The organism is Paucibacter sp. JuS9 (assembly GCF_044043925.2).
Classification (GTDB): Bacteria; Pseudomonadota; Gammaproteobacteria; order Burkholderiales; family Burkholderiaceae_C; genus JAUASW01.
Map to the genome: position 1 here is coordinate 1,215,576 of NZ_CP194172.1, position 23,882 is coordinate 1,239,457.

The following is a 23,882-nucleotide window of genomic DNA, read 5'->3' on the forward strand; positions in this document are numbered from 1 at the left end:
GCCGGACCTTAGCAAGGATGCTTGAGCCGTGGTGTCGGTTAATTCCAACGAGCTGTCAAGCCTGCGAGATCAGTCGGGCCTGGGTTTTCGTCTATTTGACACTTCAATTATCCAGACCTAAAGTGCGGCGAACCCTGCTCCGTTCTTCCATCGACAACACCATGCGCATCTGCTGCATAGGCGGCGGTCCAGCCGGCCTGTATTTCGCCCTCTTGATGAAGAAGCAGAACCCTGCCCACGAGGTGGTGGTGCTGGAGCGCAACCGCGCCGGCGACACCTTTGGCTGGGGCGTGGTCTTCTCCGACCAGACGCTGGCGGCGCTGCGCGCGGCCGACCCGCAGAGTGCGGCCGAGATCCTGGACGCCTTCAACCATTGGGACGATATCGCCGTGCATATCGGCGGCGAAACCGTGGTGTCCGGCGGCCATGGCTTCTGCGGCATCGGTCGCAAGCAGCTGCTGTCCATCCTGCAACGCCGCTGCATGGAGCTCGGCGTCGAGCTTCGCTATGAGCAGGACGTGCAGGACGACGCCGGGATCGAGGCCGACCTGATCATTGCGGCCGATGGCCTGAACAGCCGCCTGCGCCAGAAGTACGCGGCGACCTACCAGCCCGACATCGACCTGCGCAATTGCCGCTTCGTCTGGCTCGGCACCAAGAAGCTGTTCGATGCCTTCACCTTCGATTTTCAGCAGACCGAATGGGGCTGGTTCCAGGCCCACGCCTACAAGTTCGATGGCGAGACCTCGACCTTCATCGTCGAGACGCCCGAAGCCGTCTGGCAGGCGGCAGGGCTGGAGCAGATGTCCAAGGAAGAGGGCATCGCCTTCTGCGAGAAGCTCTTTGCCAAGGTGCTGGATGGGCACGCCTTGATGTCGAATGCAGCGCATCTGCGGGGCTCGGCGCAATGGATCCGCTTCCCCCGCGTCGTCTGCAAGACCTGGGTGCACTACCGTGAGCCCCTGGGCCTGCGCTCTGCGGAGTCCGTCCCCCAAGGGGAGCGCGGAGGCTCGGGGCGGCCCAGCGCCTCCGCCAACGGTGTTGCGCCCGTCGTCCTGATGGGCGACGCCGCCCACACCGCCCACTTCTCCATCGGCTCCGGAACCAAGCTGGCGCTGGAAGATGCGATCGACCTGGCGCGTGACATCGCGGCGCACGAGGGTGACCTGAAGGCGGCACTCGACGCGTATCAGGCGACACGCAGCATCGAGGTCCTGCGCATCCAGAATGCGGCGCGCAACTCGACCGAATGGTTCGAGAACGTCGATCGGCATGCGCGCCTCGACCCTCAGCAGTTCGCCTATTCGCTGCTCACCCGCTCGCAGCGCATCTCGCACGAGAACCTGCGCCTGCGCGACGCTCGCTATGTCGGCGACTTCGAGCGCTGGCTCGCCAGACGTTCGGGACTGGACGCGACGGTGCCGCCGATGTTCACGCCCTTCAAGCTGCGCGAGCTGACGCTGAAGAACCGCGTCGTCGTCTCGCCGATGGCGCAGTACTCCTGTGTGGACGGCTTGCCGGCGGACTATCACCTCGTGCACCTGGGCGCCCGCGCCCTGGGCGGCGCCGGCCTCGTGTTCGCCGAGATGACCTGCACCTCGCCAGATGCGCGCATCACGCCCGGTTGCCCGGGCTTGTGGAATGACGAGCAGATGCAGGGCTGGCAGCGCATTGTCGAGAACGTCCATCAGCACAGCAGCGCCAAGATCGCGATGCAGCTCGGCCATGCCGGCCCCAAGGGGTCGACGAGAGTGCCTTGGCATGGCGGTGAGGACCTGCCGCTGGAGTCTGGCAACTGGCCATTGCTGGCTGCGTCAGCGCAGCAATACCTGAGCGGCATCAGCCAGACCGCCAAGCCCATGGACCGCGCCGACATGGACCGCGTTCGCGATGACTTTGTCGCCGCCACGCAGCGAGCCGCCGCCGCCGGTTTCGATTGGATGGAGCTGCACTGTGCTCACGGCTATCTGCTCTCCAGCTTCATCTCACCTTTGACCAACCAGCGCCAGGATGACTACGGCGGCAGCCTCGAGAACCGTCTTCGCTACCCGCTGGAAGTGTTCCGCGCCATGCGGGCGGTTTGGCCTGCCGAGCGGCCGATGTCGGTGCGGATCTCGGCGCATGACTGGGTGCCTGGCGGAACCACGCCGGAAGATTCGGTCGAGATCTCGGCGGCCTTCAAGGCGGCGGGTGCCGACCTGATCGACGTGTCCTCAGGTCAGGTCAGCAAGGCGCAGAAGCCGGTCTACGGCCGCATGTTCCAGACGCCTTTCTCCGAGAACATCCGCAACCGCGTCGGCATCGCGACCATCGCCGTCGGCGCGATCTCCGAGGCCGATCACGTGAACAGCATCATCGCCTCCGGCCGCGCCGACCTGTGTGCCGTGGCGCGCCCGCATCTGGCCAACCCGGCCTGGACGCTGACCGAGGCCGCACGCATCGGCTACACCGGCCCGGCGGGCCTGGAGTGGCCTCAACAATACCTGTCGGGAAAGCAGCAGATGGAGCGAGAGGGCGAGCGCCAGCGTGGTGCCGGGCTTGCGGCGGCTGAGCAGGCGAACAAGGCGCTGGGCGTATGACAAGGCGGCATGCAGTTGTGACCGGCGGTGGCAGCGGGATTGGCGCCGCAGTTGCGCGAGCGCTGGTGAACGAAGGCCATCGCGTCACGCTGATGGGTCGCCATCTGCAGCGCTTGCAGGCCCACGCGGATGCACTCGGCGATGTGGCCGTGCAGGTCTGCGATGTCGGCGACGAGGCCAGCGTGCAGGCCGCCTTTGCCGCCACCTCGCCGGTCGATCTCCTGATCAACAACGCCGGCCAGGTCGAGACCGCGCCGCTGGCCAAGACCTCGCTGGAGGTCTGGCAGCGGCTGCTGAACGTGAACCTCACCGGCAGCTTCCTCTGCAGCCGCGCGGTGATTCCGGCGATGCGCGAGCGCGGCTATGGCCGCATTGTCAATGTGGCCAGCACGGCGGGGCTCAAGGGCTATGCCTATGTGGCGGCGTACTGCGCGGCCAAGCATGGCGTGGTGGGCATGACGCGAGCGCTGGCGCTGGAGCTGGCCAGGAGCGGCATCACGGTCAATGCGGTCTGCCCCGGCTATACCGAAACCGAGATCGTCGCGGCCGCCATCGAGAACATCCAGGCCAAGACCGGGCGCTCGGCCGACGAGGCGCGCGCCGAGCTGGCCAAGGCCAATCCACAAGGCCGGCTGATCACACCGGAGGAAGTGGCCGCCAGCGTACTGTGGCTGACACGGCCCGAGGCCGGCGGCATCAATGGACAAGCAATCGCCGTCTGCGGCGGGGAGACAGCCTGATGGCATTGCAGGACGAGGCAGGACCCGACCCCGATCTGGAATCGCGGGTCAGCGACAACGACCACCAGGCGCTCAAGCTCTGGCTGCGCTTGCTGGCCTGTACCACGCGGGTCGAAGACCAGATTCGCGCGCGGCTGCGCGCCGAGTTCGGCACCACCTTGCCGCGCTTCGATCTCCTGGCGCAGCTGGAGCGGCATCCGCAAGGGCTGACGATGCGCGAACTCTCGCGGCGCCTGATGGTGACCGGCGGCAACGTCACCGGCATCACCGATCAGCTGGAAGCCGAAGGCCTGGTGCTGCGCGAAACCCATCCCAGCGACCGCCGCTCCTTCACCGTGCGGCTCACGCCGGCCGGTCGCCGCCAGTTCAAGCGCTGGGCGGCCACGCATGAGCAGTGGGTGGTCGATCTGCTGGGGGGCTGGAACGCCGAGGAGAAGCAGCAGGTCTACGGGCTGCTGTCCGGCCTCAAGACCCATTTGCTCGCTCTGGACAGCCAACAGAAATCATCGGAGAAGGATGCATCGTCATGACGGCATCGAAGAACACGCATCTGCAGGGCGGCAATCTGCAAAGCCTGGTGGGCTGGCAGCCCGAGCATTTCGGCTGGCGTGTCGAGGGCTCGGTGGGTCTGATCACCTTGAACCGGCCCGAGCGCAAGAACCCCTTGACCTTCGAGTCCTATGCCGAGCTGCGCGACCTGTTCCGCCGCCTGGAATACGTGGACGAAGTGCGAGCCATCGTGGTGCAGGGCGCCGGTGGCAACTTCTGCTCGGGTGGCGATGTGCACGAGATCATCGGCCCGCTCACGCAAATGAGCATGCCGGACCTGCTGGCCTTCACCCGCATGACAGGCGACCTGGTCAAGGCCATGCGAGCCTGCCCGCAGCCCGTCATCTCGGCCATCGACGGTGTCTGCGCCGGTGCGGGCGCCATCATCGCAATGGCATCGGACCTGCGTGTCGGCACGGCTCGCAGCAAGACGGCTTTCCTGTTCACCCGCGTGGGCCTGGCCGGCTGCGACATGGGCGCCTGCGCCATCCTGCCGCGCATCGTGGGCCAGGGGCGCGCTTCGGATCTTCTTTACAGCGGGCGCTCGCTTGGCGGTGAGGAAGGCTTGAACTGGGGCTTCTTCAATCGCCTGCATGAGCCCGATGCCTTGCTGAACGAGGCAATGAGCTGGGCCGCGCAAATCGCCACCGGCCCGAGCTTTGGCCATGCGATGACCAAGAAGATGCTGCACCAGGAATGGTCCATGGGCGTGGACGAGGCCATCGAGTCCGAAGCGCAGGCACAGGCGATCTGCATGATGACGCAGGACTTCCACCGGGCCTACAAGGCCTTCGTCGCCAAAGAGCGGCCCGAGTTCAAGGGAGATTGAGATGGAGCATCTCGATTGGCCTTTTTTTGAGGACAAGCACCGACGGCTCGCATCTGATCTGGATGCCTGGTGTGCCGCGCATCTGGCCCATGTAGATCACAGCGATGTCGATGTCGCCTGCAAGGGCCTGGTCAAGGCGCTGGGTGAGGCCGGTTGGCTGAAGCATGCGATTGCCGGCATGTCGCTCGGCGGCACGGCCGATGTGATCGACACCCGCGCCATCTGCCTGTTGCGTGAAACGCTGGCGCGGCACGATGGCCTGGCGGACTTCGCCTTCGCGATGCAGGGCCTGGGCTCGGGCGCCATCTCGCTCGCCGGCACGGAAGAACAGCGCCAGCGCTATCTGCCGCGCGTGGCTCGCGGTGAAGCCTTGGCAGCGTTCGCCTTGTCTGAGCCGGATGCGGGTTCCGACGTGGCCGCCATGCGCTGCGAAGCCATTGATAATGGCGACAGCTATTTGCTGAACGGCGACAAGACCTGGATTTCCAATGGTGGCATCGCCGACTTCTACGTCGTGTTCGCGCGCACCGGCGAACAGCCGGGCGCGCGCGGCATCTCGGCCTTCATCGTCGATGCCGACTCACCCGGCCTGGAGATTGCAGAGCGCATCGACGTGATGGCGCCGCATCCGCTGGCCACCCTGCATTTCCGCGGCTGCCGGGTGGCGAGGTCGCAGCGCATCGGCGCCGCCGGCGAGGGTTTCAAGATCGCGATGCGCACGCTCGATGTGTTTCGTACCTCGGTGGCTGCCGCGGCCCTGGGTTTTGGCCGCCGCGCGCTGCAGGAAGGGCTGGCGCAAGCCAAGAGCCGGGCGATGTTTGGCGGCCACCTGGCTGATCTGCCGCTGGCCCAGGCCAAGCTGGCCGACATGGCTTGCAAGATCGACAGCGCCGCCTTGCTGGTCTATCGCGCCGCCTGGCTGCGCGACCAGGGCAAGGCCATCACCAAGGAGGCCGCGATGGCCAAGCTGGTGGCGACCGAGAACGCCCAGCAGGTCATCGACTCGGCCCTGCAGCTGTTTGGCGGCCGGGGCGTGCGCGTCGGCGAGGTGCTGGAGTCTCTGTATCGCGAGATCCGGCCTTTGCGCATCTACGAGGGCGCCAGCGAGGTGCAGCAATTGATCATCGGGAGGGAATTGCTGAAATGACCAGCGCTCACGTCGATACCTTCGCTCGCGACCATCTGCCCCCGGCCGAGCAATGGCCGGAGCTGATCTTCGACCTGCCGGAGCTGCAGTTCCCTGCACAGCTCAATTGCGCCACCGAGCTGCTGGATCGCTGGGTGGAGCAAGGCCAGGGCGACCGGCCCTGCGTGCGCGGCGCCAAGCTGCAGTGGACCTACGCTCAGCTGCAGGCCGAGGCCAACCGCATTGCCCATGTGCTCGTGGACGAGATAGGCGTGGTTCCTGGCAATCGCGTGCTGCTGCGCGGCAGCAATACGCCGCAGATGGCGGCTTGCTGGTTCGCGGTGATCAAGGTGGGTGCGATTGCCGTGGCGACAATGCCGCTCTTGCGTGCCAAGGAACTCGGTCAGGTCATCAGCAAGGCCGAGGTCAGCCATGCGCTGTGCGATGCGAACCTGGCCGAGGAAATGCAGCTGGCGCAGGCGCAATGTGCTGGCCTGAAGCAGATGCTGTTTTTCCGCAGCGAAGCGGCCGATGGGCTGGAAGCCAGGGCCGCAGCCAAGCCTTGGCAATTCACCAACGTGAATACCGCGTCGGACGATGTGGCGCTGATCGCCTTCACCTCGGGCACGACCGGAGCCCCAAAGGGCACCATGCACTTCCATCGCGACGTGATGGCCATCTGCCGTTGCTGGCCGGTGCATTGCCTGAAGCCGGTGGCAGAGGACATCTTTATCGGCAGCCCGCCGCTGGCCTTCACCTTTGGCCTGGGCGGCCTGCTCTTGTTTCCGATGAGCGTGGGCGCATCGACCGTGCTGCTCGAGAAAGCTTCGCCGGATGCCTTGCTCGCCGCGATTGCCCAGTACAAGGCGACGGTTTGCTTCACCGCCCCTACGTCCTATCGCGCGATGGCGCCGCAGCTTGGCAAAGCCGCTCTGACAAGCCTGCGCAAGTGCGTCAGTGCCGGCGAGGCCCTGCCCTCCGCCACGCGCAAGCTGTGGAAGGACGCGACGGGCATCGAACTGATCGACGGCATCGGTGCCACCGAGCTCCTGCACATCTTCATCTCGCACGACGAGGCCGGCGCCCGGCCCGGCGCCACGGGCAAGCCGGTGCCCGGCTACCGGGCCTGCGTGCTGGATGAAGAGGGCCAGGTCTTGCCTGCCGGCAAGGTCGGGCGGCTCGCGGTCAAGGGCCCGACCGGCTGCCGCTACCTGGCGGACGAGCGGCAGCGCGGCTATGTGCTGAACGGCTGGAACCTGACCGGCGACGCCTATCTGCAAGACGAAGACGGCTATTTCGTCTATCAGGCCCGCACCGACGACATGATCATCTCGGGCGGCTACAACATCGCCGGCCCCGAGGTGGAGAGCGCACTGCTCGCCCATCCGGCGGTGGCCGAATGCGGCGTCGTCGGGGTGCCTGACGAAGAGCGCGGCCAGATCGTCAAGGCCTTTGTCGTGCTGCGCGAAGGCTTTGTCGGCGATGCCGAACTGGTCAAGACCTTGCAGGATTTCGTCAAGGCGAGCATCGCGCCGTACAAATACCCCCGTGCGCTAGAGTTCCGCGCGACCCTGCCGCGTACTGAAACCGGCAAACTGCAGCGTTTCCGACTCAAGCAATCCAGCTGATCGACATGGAGAGGACCACGATGAAGAACAAGGCGATGAATGCGACCCTGCTCGGCGCTGCGCTGGCGCTGCTGGCTGCGGGCCCGGCCCTGGCGGCTGACAAGGTCAAGGTCGGTCTCCTGACCACGCTCTCGGGCGCGGGCGCCGGCCTCGGCGTGGACATCCGCGACGGCTTCCTGCTGGGCGTCAAGCACAGCGGCGGCAAACTCGGCGGTGTGCCCATCGAGCTGGTGACTGCCGACGATCAGCAGAACCCCGAGGTTGCCAAGCAGACCGCCGAGCGCCTGCTCAAGCGCGACAAGGTCGACCTGATGACCGGCATCGTGTTCTCCAACGTGATGCTGGCCGTGGGCCCCTCGGTGTTCGATGCCAAGGTGCCCTATGTGTCGGCCAATGCCGGCCCCTCGCAATACGCGGGCGAGCAGTGCAATCCGTATTTCTTCAACGTGGCCTGGCAGAACGACAACCTGCATGAGGCCGTGGGCAAGACGATGCTGGAGAAGGGCTACAAGAAGGTTGTGGTGCTGGCGCCCAACTACCCGGCAGGCAAGGACGCGATCACTGGCTTCAAGCGCTTCTACAAGGGCCCGGGCGCTGTTGTTGCCGACGAGATCTATACCAAGCTCGGCCAACTGGACTATGCGGCCGAGCTGGCGCAAGCCCGCGCCGCCAAGCCTGATGCGATGTACATCTTCCTGCCCGGCGGCATGGGCAGCGCCTTCATCAAGCAGTTCGTCGGCGCCGGCCTCTCCAAGGACATCACCCTGTTCGGCCCCGGCTTCTCGGCCGATGAAGACGTGATCCGCGCCGTTGGCGAACCGATGCTGGGCATGTTCAACAGCTCGCACTGGGCCCACGACATGGAGAACGCAGCCAACAAGAAGTTCGTCGCGGACTTCCAGGCCGAGTACGGCCGCATGCCTTCGCTCTATGCCAGCCAGGGCTATGACGCGGCCCGCCTGATGGACGGCGCGGTGAAGGACGTGAAGGGCAAGGTCGAGGACCGGCCCGCGCTTCTGAAAGCCCTGAAGGCTGCGCACTTCGCCTCGGTGCGGGGCGACTTCCGATTCAACAACAACCAGTACCCGATCCAGGACTATTACCTGCGCGTGATCACCAAGACCAATGCCGGCAAGGTGACGAACCGTACGCTCTACAAGATCTTCTCGCAGCACGCAGATGCATATGCCTCGAGCTGCAAGATGAAGGCGCTTTGATTGGACTGGATCCTCGTCACCGAGCAGTTGCTCAACGGCCTGCAGTTCGGGCTGATGCTGTTCCTGCTGGCGGCCGGCCTGACGCTGGTCTTCGGCATCATGGACATGATCAACCTGGCGCACGGCTCGCTCTACATGGTCGGCGCCTACCTGGCGGCGGCCGTGGTGGGCGCGAGTGGCAGCTTCGTGCTGGCCGTGGTGGTTGCCATGGCCGGCACCGCGTTGCTGGGCATGGCGCTGGAGTGGAGCCTCTTGCGTCGGCTCTATGAGCGGGACCATCTCTCGCAGGTGCTGGCGACCTTCGCGCTGATCCTGATCATGAACGAAGGTGTGCGCATGATCTGGGGCGAACAGCCCCTGATGCTCAACACGCCCGCGGCCTTGTCCGGCCCGGTGGAGTTGTTGCCGGGGCTGATGTATCCGAGCTACCGGCTCCTGATCATCGGTGTGGGGCTGGCTGTGGCCTTGCTGCTGTGGCTCGGTGTGACGCGCACCCGCGTGGGCATGTGGGTGAGGGCGGGTGCGTCGAACCGACCGATGGCCATGGCTTTGGGTGTGGACACGCGCAAGCTGTTCACGCTGGTGTTCGGCATTGGCGCGGCGCTCTGCGCGCTGGCCGGCTCGCTCCTGGGCCCGCTCTTGGCGGTACAGGTGGGCATGGGGGAGAGCATCCTGATCCTGGCCTTCGTGGTGATCGTGATCGGCGGCATCGGCTCGATCCGCGGGGCTCTGGTGGGCTCGCTGCTGGTGGGGCTGGTGGACACGGCCAGCCGCACGCTCTTGCCGGCCGCCTTGCGCCTGCTGGCCAGCCCCGAGGTGGCTTCCAACGTCGGCCCGGCACTGGCTTCGATCCTGATCTATGTCCTGATGGCAGGGGTATTGTTCTGGAAGCCGCAAGGCCTCTTTCCGGCACGCAGCGGATGACCGTTCCTACCTCCTTGCATCACCGAGGCCTCGGCCCTTGGAGCTGGCTCGTGCTGGCCGTGTTCGCGGCGTTGCCGCCGGTGCTGGCCGCCTTCGGCCTCGAGTTCTACACGGTGGTGGCGACCCGCGTGCTGATCTTCGCGATCGCCGCTTCCAGCCTCAATCTGATCCTGGGCTTTGGCGGCCTGGTCAGTTTCGGCCACGCCGCCTTTGTGGGCCTGGGCGCCTACACGGTGGGCATCCTGGCCGATGCGGGTGTCAGCTCGGCTTGGGTCGCCTGGCCAGTGGCTTGCGTCGTGTCGGGCCTGGCGGCAGCGCTGATCGGCTGGGTCAGCCTGCGCACGCGCGGCGTCTACTTCATCATGATCACGCTGGCCTTTGCCCAGATGTTCTATTTCCTGATGGTGTCGCTGAAGGCCTATGGCGGTGACGACGGTTTGCCGCTGCCGCAGCGCTCGCAGATGGGCATGGGCTTGGACCTGAAAGACGACGCGCAGCTCTATTGGGTCGCCTTGGCACTCTCCGCGCTGGTGCTGGCCGGCCTTCAGCGGCTGCTGAACAGCCCCTTCGGTTGGCTGCTGCAAGGCAGCCGCGAGAACGAGACGCGAATGAACGCGCTCGGAGCGCCAGTGCGCCGCGTGCAATGGCAGGCCTTCGTCCTGGCCGGCGCGCTGGCCGGCCTGGCGGGCGCGCTGCTTGCCAACCTGAGCGGCCTGGTCACGCCGCAGATGCTGCACTGGTCGCAATCGGGCCAGTTGATGGTGATGGTCATCATCGGCGGGGCTGGCGCCTTGTGGGGCGGCGCCTTGGGTGCGGCCCTGCTCTTGCTGCTGGAAGAGCTGCTATCGACTTACACCATCCACTGGCAGATGGCGCTGGGGCTGCTGCTCCTGTTCGTCGTGCTGTTCGCGCCTCGCGGTGTGGCCGGGCTGTGGAAGAGGCGAAGCCATGACTGAGGCCTTGCTGAAGGTCGAAGGCCTGGTCAAGCGCTTTGGTGCGCTGGTGGCAACGGACTCGGCCAGCTTCGACGTGCACGACGGCGAGGTCCATGCGCTGATCGGGCCGAATGGCGCCGGCAAGACGACGCTGATCCACCAGCTCAGCGGCGCCTTGAAGCCCGATGCCGGCTGCGTTCTGTTCGCCGGGCAAGACCTGACCCGCGCTGACATGGCAGCCCATGTGAACGCCGGTCTGGCGCGTTCGTACCAGATCACCAGCATCTTCAAGAAGCTGTCGGTGCTCGACAACCTTCGGCTCGCCTTGCAGGCGCGCCGCGCGCCGAGCTGGTTCGGCTCGGTGCAGCGCGATGCGGCCTTGCGTGACGAAGCCGAACATCTGCTGTCCCAAGTTGGCTTGATTGCGCAGGCAAGAGCCACCGCGGGTGCGCTGGCTCATGGCGAGCAGCGCCAGCTGGAACTGGCCTTGGCTCTGGCCACCAGGCCGCGTCTGTTGCTGCTCGATGAACCGATGGCCGGCATGGGCCCCGACGAAGGCCGCCAGATGGTGGAGCTGCTCCTGACGCTGAAAGGAAAGACCACGCTCCTGCTGGTCGAGCACGACATGGATGCCGTGTTCCGCCTGGCCGATCGCATCTCCACCCTGGTGGCCGGCCGCGTGATCGCGACCGGCACGCCGGACGAAATCCGCGAGCATCCCGAAGTGCGCAAGGCCTATCTGGGTGACGAGGTGAGCTCATGACGGCACTGCTGGAAGTCACCGGCCTGCAAGCGGCCTATGGCGACAGCCAGGTGCTGTTCGGCGTCGATCTGAAGGTGGAAGCCGGCCAGGTCGCCACGCTGCTGGGTCGCAACGGCATGGGCAAGAGCACGCTGCTGCGCTGCCTGGTTGGCTGGCTTGCGCCGCGCGGCGGCAGCATCCGCTTCGCGGGCCATGACATCGCTGGCTGGAGCGCCGACCGCATTGCCCGCCTGGGGCTGGCCGTGGTACCGGAAGGGCGGCAGATTTTTCCGAACCTGAGCGTGCGTGAGCAATTGCTGGCCTTTGCCGCCAACCGCTGCGAGGCCAGGGAGCCGTGGACGCTGGACCGGATCCACGCGCTGTTCCCGCGCCTGCAGGAGCGCGGCGCCAACATGGGCAACGAGCTCTCCGGCGGCGAGCAGCAGATGCTGGCCATCGCCCGCGCGCTGATGACCAACCCCAGGCTGCTGATACTCGACGAAGCCACCGAAGGCCTGGCGCCGCTGGTGCGCGAAGAGATCTGGCGCTGCCTGCATCGCTTGCGTGATACCGGCCAGACCATCCTGGTGGTCGACAAATACGTGAGGCAGCTCTGCGAGCTGGCGGACCGCCACACCATCCTCGAGCGCGGCCGGGTGGCCTGGGCGGGCGAGACCGAGGAACTGGCCGCCGATCATGGCCTATGGCAGCGCTACCTGGGTGTATGAAATGAATGCCATCTACGAGCGACGCGAGCGGGTGCGTTTCGGCCATTGCGATCCGGCCGGCATCGTTTTCTATCCGCGCTATTTCGAGATGCTCAATGCGCTGGTCGAAGACTGGATCAGCGAGGGCCTGGGCATTTCCTACGCCGAGCTGCTGGGCCCGCGCCGCGTGGGCTTGCCTACGGCAAGTCTGAACACCGATTTCAAGCGAATCAGCCGCATGGGCGATGAGCTTGTGCAGCGAGTCGCCATTACGAGGCTTGGGCGCACCTCGCTGACGCTGCATGTCGAGTTTGCAGGCAGCGACGGTCTGCGCGTCGCCTTCGACCAGGTGCTGGTCTGCACCTCGCTGCAGACGCACCGTCCCCAGGAATTTCCCGCCGACCTGCGCGCCGCGCTGACGACAGCCCAAGAGGCGCAAGGAGTGAACCCATCATGAGCACCATCAGCAGACAGATTCTTCAACCCGCCGATTGGGCCGAGCCGCGCGGCTATGCCAACGGCGTGGCTGCCACTGGGCGCCAGATCTTCGTGGCCGGCCAGATCGGCTGGAACGGCCAATGCCAGTTCGAGAGCGACGATTTCGTGGCGCAAGTTCGCCAAGCCTTGTGGAACATCAAGGCGCTGCTGGCCGAGGCCGGCGCCAATCCGGAACACATCGTGCGCATGACCTGGTACCTGCTCGACAAGCGCGAGTACCTGGCGCGTGGCCGCGAGATCGGCACCGTGTACCGCGAGGTGCTGGGCCGCGAATACGGCATTGCGATGACGGCTGTGCAGGTGGCGGGCCTGATCGAAGACCGGGCCAAGGTCGAGATCGAGGTCACCGCTGTCTTGCCGCAATAATCAAGCCGATACACCCTATCCACTCGAGACCGACATGGCCAACAAAGCATCCTTTCACTGGGACGACCCGCTGCTCCTGAATGAGCAACTGAGCGACGACGAGCGCATGGTGCGCGACGCCGCTGCCGCCTATTGCCAGGAACGCCTGGCGCCGCGCGTGCTGGAGGCCTTCCGCCATGAGCGCACCGACCTGGAAATCTTCCGCGAGATGGGCGCGCTGGGCCTGCTCGGCCCCACCATCCCGGCCGAGTACGGCGGCCCCGGTCTCAACTATGTGAGCTACGGCCTGGTGGCCCGCGAAGTCGAGCGCGTGGATTCGGGCTACCGCTCGATGATGAGTGTGCAGAGCTCGCTGGTCATGGTGCCGATCTTCGAGTTCGGCAACGAGGCCACCAGGCAGAAATACCTGCCCAAGCTGGCCACCGGCGAATGGATCGGCTGCTTCGGTCTGACCGAACCCAACCATGGTTCCGACCCCGGCTCCATGGTCACGCGCGCCAGGAAGGTGGCGGGCGGCTACAGCCTCTCCGGCGCCAAGATGTGGATCACCAACAGCCCGGTGGCCGATGTGTTCGTGGTCTGGGCCAAGGACGACGAAGGCGCCATCCGCGGCTTCGTGCTGGAGAAGGGCTGGAAGGGCCTGACCGCGCCGGCCATTCACGGCAAGGTCGGCCTGCGCGCCTCGATCACGGGCGAGATCGTCATGGACGAGGTCTTTTGCCCGGAAGAGAACGCCTTCCCGGAGGTGCGCGGGCTGAAGGGCCCGTTCACCTGCCTGAACAGCGCGCGCTATGGCATCGCCTGGGGCGCGCTCGGGGCGGCGGAAGACTGCTGGCACACCGCTCGCCAGTACGTGCTGGATCGCAAGCAGTTCGGCAAGCCCCTGGCTGCCAACCAGCTGGTGCAGAAGAAGTTGGCCGACATGCAGACCGAGATCACACTGGGCCTGCAGGGCTGCCTGCGCCTCGGGCGCATGAAGGACGAGGGCACGGCTGCGGTCGAGATCACCTCCATCATGAAGCGCAACAGCTGCGGCAAGAGCCTGGAGATTGCCCGCACCGCGCGCGACATGCTGGGCGGCAACGGCATCTCCGATGAATTCGGCATTGCCCGCCACCTGGTGAACCTGGAAGTGGTCAATACCTACGAGGGCACGCATGACATCCATGCGCTGATCCTCGGCCGCGCACAGACCGGCATCGCGGCCTTCTGAGCTTCGCGCTGATGGACACCGGCCGCATCGCCATCATCGGCTGCGGTCGCCTGGGCTCAACGCTGGCGCGGGCCTTCGATGCATCCGGGCTTGCCGTTGCGGCGGTGGCCAATCGCCGGGCCGAGGTCGCGCAAGCCCTGGCTGCGCGCTTGAAGGCTTGCGAGGCCTTGGGTGCAGAGCAGGCCGTGCGAGCAGCCGACCTGGTTTTTCTCTGCGTGCCCGACGACGCGATTGCGCCGCAATGCGCGGCCTTGCCCTGGCGCCAAGGCCAGTCCGTGGTTCATTGCAGCGGCGCGACGGAATTGACTGCGCTGGCTTCGGCCCGCGCCGCCGGCGCCGCTGTCGGTGGCTTCCACCCCTTGCAGATCTTCTCCGACCCCGAGCTGGCCTTGCAGCGCCTGGCCGGTTGCAGTGTCGGCATCGAGGCCGAGGCTCCAGCCTTGCTGGCCCGGCTTCAAGAATTTGCGCGACGCCTGGGCCTCAAGCCGCTCGAGCTCAAGGCCGGCCAGCGTGCCGCCTACCACGGCGCTGCCAGCTACTCGGCCAGCTTTCTCCTTTCGATGCTGGACGAGGCGCGCCAGATCTGGGGCGAGGCCCTGGGCTTCACGCCTGAACAGACGCTGCAGGCGCTCCTGCCTCTGGCTCGCGCGACGCTGGAGGCCGCCGAGCGCCGTGGCCTGGCTGGCGCCCAGGCCGGCCCGATCTCGCGCGGTGATGTGGGCGTGGTCGCCGCCCACTTGGAGGCGCTGGACGCGCTGGGCGGCGCCCATGGCCAGATGTATCGTGAGTTTTCGCTGCGCCAATTGGCGCTGGCACGCGAGGCTGGTCGCTTGGGCGAGGCCGCCTTGCAGCAGATGGATCAGCTGCTGCGCAGCTGATCCGCTGGTTTTGTCGCTTTATCGCATGAGGGATGTCGCTGGCCGCCCCAGCCTGCGAGGATGCGCCTTTCGCCAAAACCTGACGGTGGCCAACCCGGCCACCTGCACCGTGCAGTAGCCAACACAGGAGCTTTTGCCATGGATGATGCGCGCACAAATCAAGCGCCAGCAAGCCCCCCCAGTCCGGCGCCGTTCGCGCCGCTGGCCGAGAACCAGCGTATCGAGGCCCTGGATGTGGTCCGTGGCTTTGCACTGATAGGCATCTTTCTGATGAATATCGAATGGTTCAACCGGCCGTTCGCAGCCTTCAATGACGGCATTCCGCGGGATGCCACCGGCCTTGACTGGCTGGCCAACTGGTTCGTCAACTACTTTGTGGCTGGCAAGTTCTGGACCATCTTCTCCCTGCTGTTCGGCATGGGCTTCGCGGTGATGCTGGTGCGCGCCGAGAAGGCCGGCCGCGAGTTCAAGAAGGTCTATCTGCGGCGCATCCTGGCGCTCGGCGTGTTCGGTGCCTTGCACTACATCTTCCTCTGGGAAGGCGACATCCTCTTCAGCTATGCCGTCGGCGCCCTGGGCCTGATGATCGTGCTCTACGGCCGTACGTGGCCCATCCTGATCGGCGCGCTGCTGGCCTGCGCACTGGGCTTTCTTGCCAACGCGATGTTCGCCGTGATGACCGGCCTGCTGCTGATCGGCCTGTTGGCGATTTATCTGCGCTCGCCCAAGAAGGTCTTCGGGATTCCGCTGTTCAGCTTCCTGCTCCTCTTGATCGGCTCACTGATTTCGATCGGCGCCGTCGTGTTCTGGTTGCTGCCCGACGGGCCGACTGAGCCCCGCCTGCCGATGTCGGTCTTTGGCCCGTTGCTGTTCTTCACGGGCTGGATGTCCTGGAAGTATTACGAGCCGGCCGAAAAGCGCAGCCTGCGCATGGCGGTGGCCATCTACGTGTTTGCCGGTCTCGCCATGACCCTGGGTCCGCTGGTCCAGCATTTCTCGCCCGACCCGACCGTGGCGCCTCCGGGCAGCGAGCTCAAGCCCGCCGTGACGGCCGCGGAACCCGCCTCGGCCGTGGCGCTGTCCACCCCGGCAGCATCGCCGGTCCAGGCCGCGGCCTCGATGGCCAAGGCTGCTTCAGCCCCTGCCAAACCCAAGACCAAGGCGGAAAAGGCGGCCGAGGCCAAGGCCGAGAAAGAGAAACGACTGAAGGAAGGCGCCGAGAAGCGCGTCAGCGAAACCAAGCTGTTCAGCAGCGGCAGCTATGCCGACATCGTCGAGCGCCGCGCCGGCCTGTTTCCTGAGAAGGCAGCCGGTGATGCAGGCTTCGCCATCCTGCTGGTGGGCATGTTCCTGCTGGGCAGCTGGTTCGTGCGCTCCGGCGTGATGGAGAACACCGAACGCCACTTGCCGCTGTTCCGCAAGATGGCCCTGTGGGGCCTGCCCGTGGGCATCGGCCTGGGCCTGTCGACCTGTTTCATCGCGATGTCGCACACGCCGGGCAACCAGTACGACGGCTGGGGCATTGCGCATGGATTGCGCATGCTGGGCAATCTGCCTGCCTGCCTGGGCTATGTGGGCATGGTGGTGCTGATGCTGCACAGCAAGACCTTTGGCGGCACCGTGAAGTGGCTGGCTGCGCCGGGTCGCATGGCGCTGACCAACTACCTGCTCCAGTCCCTGATCTGTACCCTGTACTTCTATGGCTATGGCCTGGGGCACTGGGGCATGTCGCGCAGCGTGCAGGTGCTGTTTGTCGTGGCCGTCTATGCCGGCCAGATCGTGTTCAGCCACTGGTGGCTGAGCAAGTTCCGTTACGGCCCTATGGAATGGCTGTGGCGCGGCTTCACCTACCGCCAGGTGCCGCCGCTGCGCATCGGCAGTGGCTCGACACCGTCAGCCGCCAGCGCGGCCTGAGCGCCATCGCTACTTGAGGGGCACGAGGTCGATGCGGCGTTCGGTTGCTGCATCGACCTTTGCCTTGGTGTAAAGCAGCGGGAAGTACTCGCCCTTGAGCCACAACGGGGCCAGGTCGCGGTAGTGCGGGCTGGCCGGGTCGCCCGACTGTCCCGGCGTGTTCATCGCCCGCGAGTTGTCCCAGTCGCCCACGTCGATGACGACGCGGAACGAGGCGCCACCGATCTGACGGAAATTGGCCGGGTCATAGCTCGAGACATTGACCGTGTGGCCGCCGCCGTGCTTCGGGAAGGGGCCGACGTTCAGCCGCTGCTTGTTGGCGCCATCGGTGGCATTGGCCAGTGGATGGGCGAACAGGATCTGGTGCAACTTGTCCCAGCGCCAGCTTGCGCTGTCTGTGCCGCCCAGGCGCTGCATTTCAGCCCAGGCCGCAGCGAGGCTCTTGTCGATGATCTCGTCGCGCCGGGCCTTGCCTGTGGCACCCAAGGCCGGTTCGGGTTGCTCCATGGTTTCGAACAGCAGCTCGGCATCAGCCGTGCGCAGCAATTGAGCGGCTGAAGCGGGCAGCAGCGCGTCTTTCAGGGCTGGACCGAGGTGGCGCGTGAACCAGAGCTCATACAGCGCCGCCGCCGCAGAACTGCCGTTCTCCACCGCGTCCCAATCGAGCAGCAGGCGCGCTGCTTCCTTGGCCTGCGCGTTCTGCAGGCTGGCGTTTTTCACCACGGCCTGCAAGCGGCGGGCCGCAATGGACAAGAGATCGGTCTGCAGCCGCAGCGTCTCTTCGACGCCCATCTTGGGCTGCGACTTCAGAACCTCGGCCAGGCGTTGCGAGCGCGGCGTTGCTGCCCATTCGAAGCCGAGCTTGCGCTCCTTGTACGGGTAGCCTGCGGGCAGGTTCTGCTCATTGGCCGAAGCCAGCCAGCCGGCCTCGGGGTTGTAGCGCGAAGGCATCTCCCGGCCAGCCCAGAAACCCTTCCATTCATAGCGGCCGTCGCCAGGCACGGGCATTAGCCCGTCCCAGTTCGGGCGGATCGGCGCCAGCCCGCCGGCCACCCAGCCGATGTTGCCGCCGGCGTCGGCATAGATCTGGTTCTCGCTCGGTGCGCCCCACTTGGCCATGGCGCGTTTGAAATCCTCGAAATTGCCGGCCTTCATGTAGTCGATGCTGCCAAAGTAGGGCGCCATGCCGGGCTCCGACCAGGCCGAGCGCAAGGCATAGGCGCGGTGCTTGGCCTTGTCTGCATAGAGCAGCGGCCCGTGGCGGGTGAACAGCAATTCGACGTTCACCGGCGCGCCACCGCGCACCTGGATCGTCTCGGTGATGCGCTTCAAGGGCTCCCAGGCGCCGCGGTAGCGGTATTCGTTCGGCTTGGCAGGGTTGGTCTCGTAGACGTAGAGGTCTTCCTGGTCGGTGCCGAAGATGGTCAGGCCAAAGGCGATGCTGCCGTTGTGGCCGATGGAGATGCCCGGCAGCGCAGGTTCGCCGCCACCGATCACGTTCAGCCCCGGCGCGTTCAGATGGACGATGTAGCGCAGCGAAGGCGCGGCATGGGCCCGGTGCGGGTCGCTGGCCAGGATCGGGCGGCCCGTGCTCGATCGGCTGGGTGCAATCGCCCAGGCATTGCTGCCTTCGGCCGGGCGGGCGCGTTCATCGCCGGCCAGCTGGGTGTCGTCCACTTCAAGCGCACTGCGCCGGTCATCGCGCCCGCTGATCAGCACGCCCTGCGTGGCGAGGTTGTAGGTGCGCATCAGCTCGACCGGCAGGCAGGGGTCGAGACCTTCGGGCAGCTTCGTTTCCCAGGGGGGCGACAAATGGGCGCGCACCGGGTCGTGCTTCAGGTCGCTGTAGCAGGCCATGGTGGCACGCGAGAACTCGGAGCTCAGGTTGCGCGTCAGGCCATGGCTGCGGATGCGCACCACGTCCTCCGGCTGCCATTTCTCCGGTGCATAGCCGAAGTGGCGGAATTCGAAAGGCAGCAGTGACGGGTCCTTGCCTGCCAGCTCGATATACGCATTGATGCCGGCCGCAAAGCGCGTGGCAATGCGCTGCGCATCCGAGCCATAGCTGCGCCATTCGCGGGCCATGTCGCCGCGATAGAGGAAGAGCCTTGCGGCCCGGTCCTGCTCGATGAAGTTGGGGCCGAAGATCGACGCGAGCTTGCCCAGGCCGCGGCGCCGCCAGAGGTCGATCTGGAAAAGCCGGTCCCGCGCGGCGTTGAAGCCCTGGACGAAGAAGAGGTCGTCCGCGCTGGCCGCATAGAGGTGCGGCACGCCCCAGCGGTCGATCTGGATCTGCGCCGGCGCGGCAAGACCTGGCACCTTGATGGGCTCGGCCTGCGCCAGCGACGCCATGCTGGTGGCGAGTGAAAGGGCCAGCAGATGCTGGAGCGGACGGGGCAGGGTCGGCTGGCTCATGATTGCTCAGCATTCTGATTCAAAGCGGCCCTGGCGCTCGTGTAGGCTGGGTCGAATCTGGATGCTGTCGATGAAACGCCTCATTTCCCTTGCCTTGTTGCTGCTGCTTGCTGCTGCCGCCGGTGCTGCCGATACCGCAGCACTTTCCCGTGGCCGTCTGATCTTTGCGGACGATTTCAACGCCCCACTCGACCCGGCGGTCTGGGTCACCGAGATCGCGCCCGGGCCCAATTCCAGTGTGACTGTGAAGGACGGCCGCCTGATGCTCGATACCCGCGGCGGCGTGACGGTCTGGCTCAACCGGCGGCTGCAAGGCAATCTGCTGATCGAGTTCCGGCGCGAGGTGCTGGTGGCGGGCGGCGTCAACGACCGGCTCAGCGATCTGAATCTGTTCTGGATGGCCAGCGACCCGCACAGGCCGCACCTCTTTACCCGCAACGGCGTTTTCGAGGCCTATGACGACCTGAGCCTCTACTACGTGGGCATGGGCGGCAACCACAACACCAGCACGCGCTTTCGCAGATACGGCGGCGGCGAGCGCAAGCTGCTGCAGGAGTACAGCGATGCGCCGCATCTGCTGCAGCCCAATCGCGAATATCTGCTCCAGGTGCTGGTGAAGGACGGCCGCACGACATTCAGCGTCGATGGTGTCGAGTTCTTTGCGTTTGACGATCCCGCGCCTTTGCGCTCAGGCTATTTTGGCCTGCGCAGCACCTGGTCGCGCCAGTCGGTGAGGGCCCTGCGGATCTGGCAGCTCGACTGATGGGGGCGTGATCCAGTCCACGTCTGGCTGAGTCGGCCTGCCCACCTCGGGTACCGGCCTCGTGTACCCTTGCAGCGATTCAACTGTCGAGGCAACTCTTGTTTTCATTCGCAGCGAAGCAGATTCGCGCGCTCCTGGCTGGCCTGCTCAGCCTGTTCTCCCTGGGATTCGCGCTGGCCGCCCCGGCTGAGCCTGCGCCTGCCACGAGCCTGGCCCGGCGCCTGGCCGACCCCACGCAATCGCTGACCCAGTACAAGCTGGACCTCTGGCAGACCGAGCAGGGCCTGCCCTTGAACACGGTGCAGGCGCTCCTGCAGACCCGGGATGGCTATCTTTGGGTCGGCACGGCCGGTGGCCTGGCGCGCTTTGACGGCGCGCGCTTCACCGGATTCACGAGCGAGCAGGCACCGCATCTGGCCTCGGAGCCGGTGTTTGGCCTGCTGGAAGACAGCCACCAGCAGCTCTGGATCGGCCACAGCCAGGGCGTTTCCCTCTATCGCAGCGGCAAGTTCGAAAGCGCGGTGCCAGCCGCGCTGACCGAGGGGCGACGGGTCTGGGGCTTTGCCGAGGGCCGGGACGGTGCCATCTGGATGGCAAGCGAGAACGGCCTCCTGCGTTGGCATGAAGGTCAGTCCAAGCGCTATCAACAGGCGGACGGCCTGCCCACCAACAAGCTGCGGGCGCTGGCCTTCGACCAGGCAGGCGTGCTGTGGATCGCCACCAGCGGCGGCGGCCTGGTTTCGTTCGCCGCGGGCAAGTTCCAGGTGATGACGCCGGAGAACGGCCTGTTCCCGCACCTGCAGGTGCGCGCGGTGGTCCCCGACCCGCAAGGCGGCATATGGGTCGCCACGGCGGGGGCAGGTCTTGTCCACCTGAAGCACGGCAAGGTCAGCCGGACCTACACCATGGCCGATGGCCTGCCCACGGACCATCTCACGGCGCTGGCGCGAGACGCCCAGGGCTCGCTGTGGATCGGCACCTGGGGTGCCGGCATCACGCGCATGAGTGCCGATGGCCGTTTCAGCTCGGTGGGTGCTGCCGAGGGCCTGGCGGGCAGTCAGGTCTGGTCGTTGGCGCTGGACCGCGAAGGCAGCGTCTGGGTGGGCACCTGGGTGGGCGGCCTGAACCGCTTGCGCAACCGGGCTTTCGTCGTGTTCGGCGCCTCCGAAGGCTTGTCACACGACAACGTCCGCGCGGTGCTGCACGGTCGCGATGGCGTCAGCTGGGTCTCGACCGCGGGCGGCGGGCTCAATCGCATAGAAGGCGATCAGATCACCGCGCTTGCCAAGAAGGACGGCCTGCCCACCGACGAGATTTCCGCCTTGGCCGAGGACAAGGACGGGTCGCTGTGGATTGGCACCTACACCGCCGGCGTCGTTCGTCTCAAGGACGGTCGCTTCGAGAATTTCGGCCTCGGGCAGGGCCTGCCCAATGCCGAGATCCGCTCGCTCCTGCAGGACCGTCAGGGCCGGCTGTGGGTGGGCACGCGCGCCGGCATGGCGCGCTTCAACGGCGAGCGCTTCGAGCCTGTCACAGACAAGGGCGTGCCGCAAGAAGGCGTGCTGACGATGCTGGAGGACCGCAGCGGCACGCTGTGGTTCGGCACATCAGGCCAGGGCTTGCTGCGCCTGCGCGATGGCCGGTTCACCCTGCTGACGAAGGCCGACGGCCTGTTGTCGAACTGGGTCATGGCCCTGCATGAAGACGCCTCGGGCAGCCTCTGGATAGCCACCAACGGCGAAGGCATGAACCGGCTGCGCGAGGGCAGGCTGGCCAGCATTCGCACCAGCGATGGCTTGTGGGATGGGTTGGCGCAGACAATTCTGGAAGATCGACAGGGCAATCTGTGGATGAGCTGCAACCGCGGCTTCTACCGCGTCGCCCGGGCCGAAATGGATGCGGTGGCCGACGGCTTGCAGTCCAAGGTGGTGTCGGTGGGTTATGGCCCGGGCGACGCACTGCGCGGTACCACCTTTGCGGGTGGTCTGCAGGGAGCAGGAGCGGTTTCTGCCGATGGGCGTCTCTGGTTGCCTTCAGCGAACGGTCTGGTCATCGTCGACCCGCAGCGCCTGCCCGCGGCTGGCAAGCCACCGGGCGTGCGCGTGGAGAGTGTGCTGGTGAACGGCGCCAAGCAGGCCACGGATGCCGAGGTGCTGGTACCGCCGGGCGCGGTGCCGCTGGCGATACGCTTCACGGCCACGACCTTGCTCTACGCCGACCGGGCGCGCTTTCGCTACCTGATGGAAGGCCTCAGCCAGAACTGGGTGGAGGTAGGCAGCCTGCGCGAAGCGGCCTTTCCGGCACTGCCTCATGGCGACTACCGGTTCCGTGTGGCCGCGACGATCGATGGCGTTCACTGGAGCGAGGCCGAGCCGCCGCTGGATGTCAGGGTGCAGCCCCGCATGCACCAGACGCTGTGGTTCATCGTCGCTGTGCTGCTGGCTTGTGGCATGAGCATCTGGGCCTTGTTCCGCTTGCGTACTCGCAGCCTGCGGGCACGTCAGGAAGCGATGGAGCAGCTCGTGGCATTGCGCACCGAAGAATTGCGCCAGGCCAATGAGCATCTCTCGCGGCTGTCCTATGTCGATGCCTTGACCGGCCTGGCCAACCGCCGCCGTTTCGACGAAGCGCTGCATGAGGAATGGCGCCGCAGCCGCCGCACGCATGCGCCGCTGGCACTGCTGATCGCCGACATCGACAGCTTCAAGGCCTACAACGATGTGCTGGGTCATCCGGAGGGCGACCGTTGCCTGAAGGCGGTGGCCGGTGTATTTGCGGATGCCCTGGGCCGAGCCGGCGACCTGGCCGCGCGCTATGGTGGCGAGGAATTCGTCATCCTGATTCCGGGCGCCGACCATGCGGCGGCTGCGGCCGTGGCCGAGTCCATGCGCGCTGCCTGCGAGTCGCTGGCCATCCCGCATCCGGCCTCGCCGGTCGGTCCGGTGGTGACCCTGAGCCTGGGCGTGGCCAGTTGCCTGCCCTCGGACGGAGTGACCGTCGAGTCGCTGCTGGCGGCGGCCGATGCGGCGCTCTACCGCGCCAAGCAGGATGGCCGCAACCGCGTGCGCTGACACGCATCAGGGCAGAGCGTCTCCCAGCTGGCTCCTGTAGAGGCGCTTGAAAGCGGCGCTTTCGCGCTCCTGCGCCAGCAGGGCCCAGAGCTGCTCGGCCTGCGCAGGATGGCTCTTGGAATAGCGCTTCGAATACACAAGGAAGTAGGACTTGCGCAGCAGGGCAGGGCCGGCGTTCTCCAGCTTGCCTGCCCATTGCGGGTCGCGGCTGAGGTCATGCGCATGGGCCTGCGAAACCAGCACGCCGGAGAGGCGGCCAAGCGCCAGCTTCCTCATCATCGCTTCGGCAGTGGGTGAACCCTCGTCGACCACGGCACCATGCTGCCTCGCGAACTCGGCGATCGAATAGCCGCGCTGTGCGCCCAGGGGCGGGGCTGCCTTGCCAAGGCCCAGGAAGCGCTGGCCGTCCCAGCTCAGCTCGCTGCCCGGCATGCGCAGCAGCCAGTAGCCGAGGGCGAACATGCGGCGCGTCTCATCGACCTGGCCGTCTGCGCGCAGGGGGAAGACGAGCCCGGCGGCCCGCTCGGGCGTGTGGCTGGCCGCGAGCACGCCGTCATGCTCGCCGAGCGCTGCTTCGCGCAGGCAGCGAGCCCAGGGCAAGGGCACAAGGCGCAGCTCCAGCTCGGGTGCGCGTTTGGCCACGGCTTTCACAAGTTCAACAGCCACCGGATGCGCGGCGGCATCGTTGAGCTCCTGGTTGAAGCAGATGCTGATGGCGGCCTGGGCCGCACCGGGCCCTGCAAGAAGCATTGCAGTGAGGAGGTAAACAAGGCGCAGCGGCATGCCGC

Annotated in this window: 20 protein-coding genes; 18 read left to right on the top strand and 2 right to left on the bottom strand. The window is 66.2% G+C overall.

The window, feature by feature from the left end; genetic code table 11:
* The first annotated feature begins 161 nt into the window (after positions 1-161).
* The 16 genes from ABT392_RS05390 to ABT392_RS05465 all read left to right on the top strand — a co-directional run bounded on the left by ABT392_RS05390 (position 162) and on the right by ABT392_RS05465 (position 16,845).
* The gene (locus tag ABT392_RS05390; protein ID WP_395386401.1) at positions 162-2,579 is read left to right on the top strand and encodes a bifunctional salicylyl-CoA 5-hydroxylase/oxidoreductase; all 2,418 of its coding nucleotides are present in this window, start codon (positions 162-164) and stop codon (positions 2,577-2,579) included.
* Entirely contained in the window at positions 2,576-3,319 is a 744-nt protein-coding gene (locus tag ABT392_RS05395; RefSeq protein WP_395386400.1) for an SDR family NAD(P)-dependent oxidoreductase, read from the top strand. The genes ABT392_RS05390 and ABT392_RS05395 overlap by 4 nt, the downstream gene beginning before the upstream one ends.
* A complete protein-coding gene (locus ABT392_RS05400) occupies positions 3,319-3,849 on the top strand; it encodes a MarR family winged helix-turn-helix transcriptional regulator (protein WP_395386399.1) in 531 nt (176 codons plus the stop codon). Before ABT392_RS05395 ends, ABT392_RS05400 begins: the two co-directional genes overlap by 1 nt.
* Positions 3,846-4,697: an enoyl-CoA hydratase family protein gene (locus ABT392_RS05405; RefSeq protein WP_395386398.1), complete on the top strand. Its 852-nt coding sequence runs from the start codon at positions 3,846-3,848 to the stop codon at positions 4,695-4,697. The genes ABT392_RS05400 and ABT392_RS05405 overlap by 4 nt, the downstream gene beginning before the upstream one ends.
* A 1-nt stretch (position 4,698) precedes the next feature.
* Positions 4,699-5,844 (top strand): acyl-CoA dehydrogenase family protein, encoded by a 1,146-nt coding sequence (locus ABT392_RS05410; protein WP_464970925.1) that lies wholly within the window; start codon positions 4,699-4,701, stop codon positions 5,842-5,844.
* A complete protein-coding gene (locus ABT392_RS05415) occupies positions 5,841-7,451 on the top strand; it encodes an AMP-binding protein (protein ID WP_395386396.1) in 1,611 nt (536 codons plus the stop codon). The genes ABT392_RS05410 and ABT392_RS05415 overlap by 4 nt, the downstream gene beginning before the upstream one ends.
* Before the next feature lie 5 nt (positions 7,452-7,456).
* Entirely contained in the window at positions 7,457-8,668 is a 1,212-nt protein-coding gene (locus ABT392_RS05420) for an ABC transporter substrate-binding protein (protein ID WP_395386395.1), read from the top strand.
* Complete coding sequence (locus ABT392_RS05425; RefSeq protein WP_334277245.1) at positions 8,669-9,592, top strand: branched-chain amino acid ABC transporter permease; 924 nt, start codon at positions 8,669-8,671, stop codon at positions 9,590-9,592. It abuts the gene before it with no gap.
* Positions 9,589-10,548 carry a branched-chain amino acid ABC transporter permease gene (locus tag ABT392_RS05430; protein WP_395386394.1) on the top strand — a complete coding sequence of 320 codons (960 nt, stop codon included), beginning with the start codon at positions 9,589-9,591 and terminating at the stop codon, positions 10,546-10,548. The genes ABT392_RS05425 and ABT392_RS05430 overlap by 4 nt, the downstream gene beginning before the upstream one ends.
* Positions 10,541-11,290, top strand: a complete 750-nt coding sequence (locus ABT392_RS05435; RefSeq protein ID WP_395386393.1) for an ABC transporter ATP-binding protein — start codon at positions 10,541-10,543, stop codon at positions 11,288-11,290. Before ABT392_RS05430 ends, ABT392_RS05435 begins: the two co-directional genes overlap by 8 nt.
* Positions 11,287-11,997 carry an ABC transporter ATP-binding protein gene (locus ABT392_RS05440; protein ID WP_334277242.1) on the top strand — a complete coding sequence of 237 codons (711 nt, stop codon included), beginning with the start codon at positions 11,287-11,289 and terminating at the stop codon, positions 11,995-11,997. The genes ABT392_RS05435 and ABT392_RS05440 overlap by 4 nt, the downstream gene beginning before the upstream one ends.
* Position 11,998: 1 nt before the next feature.
* Entirely contained in the window at positions 11,999-12,433 is a 435-nt protein-coding gene (locus tag ABT392_RS05445; protein WP_395386392.1) for an acyl-CoA thioesterase, read from the top strand.
* Complete coding sequence (locus tag ABT392_RS05450) at positions 12,430-12,840, top strand: RidA family protein (RefSeq protein WP_395386391.1); 411 nt, start codon at positions 12,430-12,432, stop codon at positions 12,838-12,840. Before ABT392_RS05445 ends, ABT392_RS05450 begins: the two co-directional genes overlap by 4 nt.
* A 34-nt stretch (positions 12,841-12,874) precedes the next feature.
* A complete protein-coding gene (locus ABT392_RS05455; protein ID WP_395386390.1) occupies positions 12,875-14,053 on the top strand; it encodes an acyl-CoA dehydrogenase in 1,179 nt (392 codons plus the stop codon).
* An 11-nt stretch (positions 14,054-14,064) separates the two neighbouring features.
* The gene (locus ABT392_RS05460) at positions 14,065-14,931 is read left to right on the top strand and encodes a Rossmann-like and DUF2520 domain-containing protein (protein ID WP_334277238.1); all 867 of its coding nucleotides are present in this window, start codon (positions 14,065-14,067) and stop codon (positions 14,929-14,931) included.
* A gap of 138 nt (positions 14,932-15,069) precedes the next feature.
* A complete protein-coding gene (locus ABT392_RS05465; RefSeq protein WP_464970926.1) occupies positions 15,070-16,845 on the top strand; it encodes a DUF418 domain-containing protein in 1,776 nt (591 codons plus the stop codon).
* A gap of 9 nt (positions 16,846-16,854) precedes the next feature.
* On the opposite strand, the gene ABT392_RS05470 is transcribed toward ABT392_RS05465, so the two are convergent.
* A complete protein-coding gene (locus tag ABT392_RS05470) occupies positions 16,855-19,260 on the bottom strand; it encodes a penicillin acylase family protein (protein ID WP_395386388.1) in 2,406 nt (801 codons plus the stop codon).
* Between ABT392_RS05470 and ABT392_RS05475 the strand changes: the two genes are divergently transcribed.
* Together ABT392_RS05475 and ABT392_RS05480 are read left to right on the top strand one after the other, a co-directional pair.
* Positions 19,259-20,023 carry a DUF6250 domain-containing protein gene (locus tag ABT392_RS05475; protein WP_464970927.1) on the top strand — a complete coding sequence of 255 codons (765 nt, stop codon included), beginning with the start codon at positions 19,259-19,261 and terminating at the stop codon, positions 20,021-20,023. The genes ABT392_RS05470 and ABT392_RS05475 overlap by 2 nt on opposite strands.
* 98 nt (positions 20,024-20,121) lie before the next feature.
* A complete protein-coding gene (locus ABT392_RS05480) occupies positions 20,122-23,094 on the top strand; it encodes a two-component regulator propeller domain-containing protein (RefSeq protein WP_395386386.1) in 2,973 nt (990 codons plus the stop codon).
* A 6-nt stretch (positions 23,095-23,100) separates the two neighbouring features.
* On the opposite strand, the gene ABT392_RS05485 is transcribed toward ABT392_RS05480, so the two are convergent.
* Positions 23,101-23,877, bottom strand: coding sequence for a substrate-binding periplasmic protein (locus tag ABT392_RS05485; protein WP_464970928.1), 777 nt, complete (start codon positions 23,875-23,877; stop codon positions 23,101-23,103).
* Positions 23,878-23,882: the final 5 nt, after the last annotated feature.

Bases quoted from the DNA above. Each gene is read 5' to 3' on its own strand.
- ABT392_RS05435 (WP_395386393.1), top strand. From the start codon at position 10,541: ATGACTGAGGCCTTGCTGAAGGTCGAAGGCCTGGTCAAGCGCTTTGGT.
- ABT392_RS05470 (WP_395386388.1), bottom strand. From the start codon at position 19,260: ATGAGCCAGCCGACCCTGCCCCGTCCGCTCCAGCATCTGCTGGCCCTT.
- ABT392_RS05455 (WP_395386390.1), top strand. From the start codon at position 12,875: ATGGCCAACAAAGCATCCTTTCACTGGGACGACCCGCTGCTCCTGAAT.
- ABT392_RS05405 (WP_395386398.1), top strand. From the start codon at position 3,846: ATGACGGCATCGAAGAACACGCATCTGCAGGGCGGCAATCTGCAAAGC.
- ABT392_RS05390 (WP_395386401.1), top strand. From the start codon at position 162: ATGCGCATCTGCTGCATAGGCGGCGGTCCAGCCGGCCTGTATTTCGCC.
- ABT392_RS05445 (WP_395386392.1), top strand. From the start codon at position 11,999: ATGAATGCCATCTACGAGCGACGCGAGCGGGTGCGTTTCGGCCATTGC.
- ABT392_RS05430 (WP_395386394.1), top strand. From the start codon at position 9,589: ATGACCGTTCCTACCTCCTTGCATCACCGAGGCCTCGGCCCTTGGAGC.
- ABT392_RS05465 (WP_464970926.1), top strand. From the start codon at position 15,070: ATGGATGATGCGCGCACAAATCAAGCGCCAGCAAGCCCCCCCAGTCCG.
- ABT392_RS05460 (WP_334277238.1), top strand. From the start codon at position 14,065: ATGGACACCGGCCGCATCGCCATCATCGGCTGCGGTCGCCTGGGCTCA.
- ABT392_RS05400 (WP_395386399.1), top strand. From the start codon at position 3,319: ATGGCATTGCAGGACGAGGCAGGACCCGACCCCGATCTGGAATCGCGG.
- ABT392_RS05410 (WP_464970925.1), top strand. From the start codon at position 4,699: ATGGAGCATCTCGATTGGCCTTTTTTTGAGGACAAGCACCGACGGCTC.
- ABT392_RS05420 (WP_395386395.1), top strand. From the start codon at position 7,457: ATGGAGAGGACCACGATGAAGAACAAGGCGATGAATGCGACCCTGCTC.
- ABT392_RS05450 (WP_395386391.1), top strand. From the start codon at position 12,430: ATGAGCACCATCAGCAGACAGATTCTTCAACCCGCCGATTGGGCCGAG.
- ABT392_RS05415 (WP_395386396.1), top strand. From the start codon at position 5,841: ATGACCAGCGCTCACGTCGATACCTTCGCTCGCGACCATCTGCCCCCG.
- ABT392_RS05475 (WP_464970927.1), top strand. From the start codon at position 19,259: ATGATTGCTCAGCATTCTGATTCAAAGCGGCCCTGGCGCTCGTGTAGG.
- ABT392_RS05440 (WP_334277242.1), top strand. From the start codon at position 11,287: ATGACGGCACTGCTGGAAGTCACCGGCCTGCAAGCGGCCTATGGCGAC.
- ABT392_RS05485 (WP_464970928.1), bottom strand. From the start codon at position 23,877: ATGCCGCTGCGCCTTGTTTACCTCCTCACTGCAATGCTTCTTGCAGGG.
- ABT392_RS05395 (WP_395386400.1), top strand. From the start codon at position 2,576: ATGACAAGGCGGCATGCAGTTGTGACCGGCGGTGGCAGCGGGATTGGC.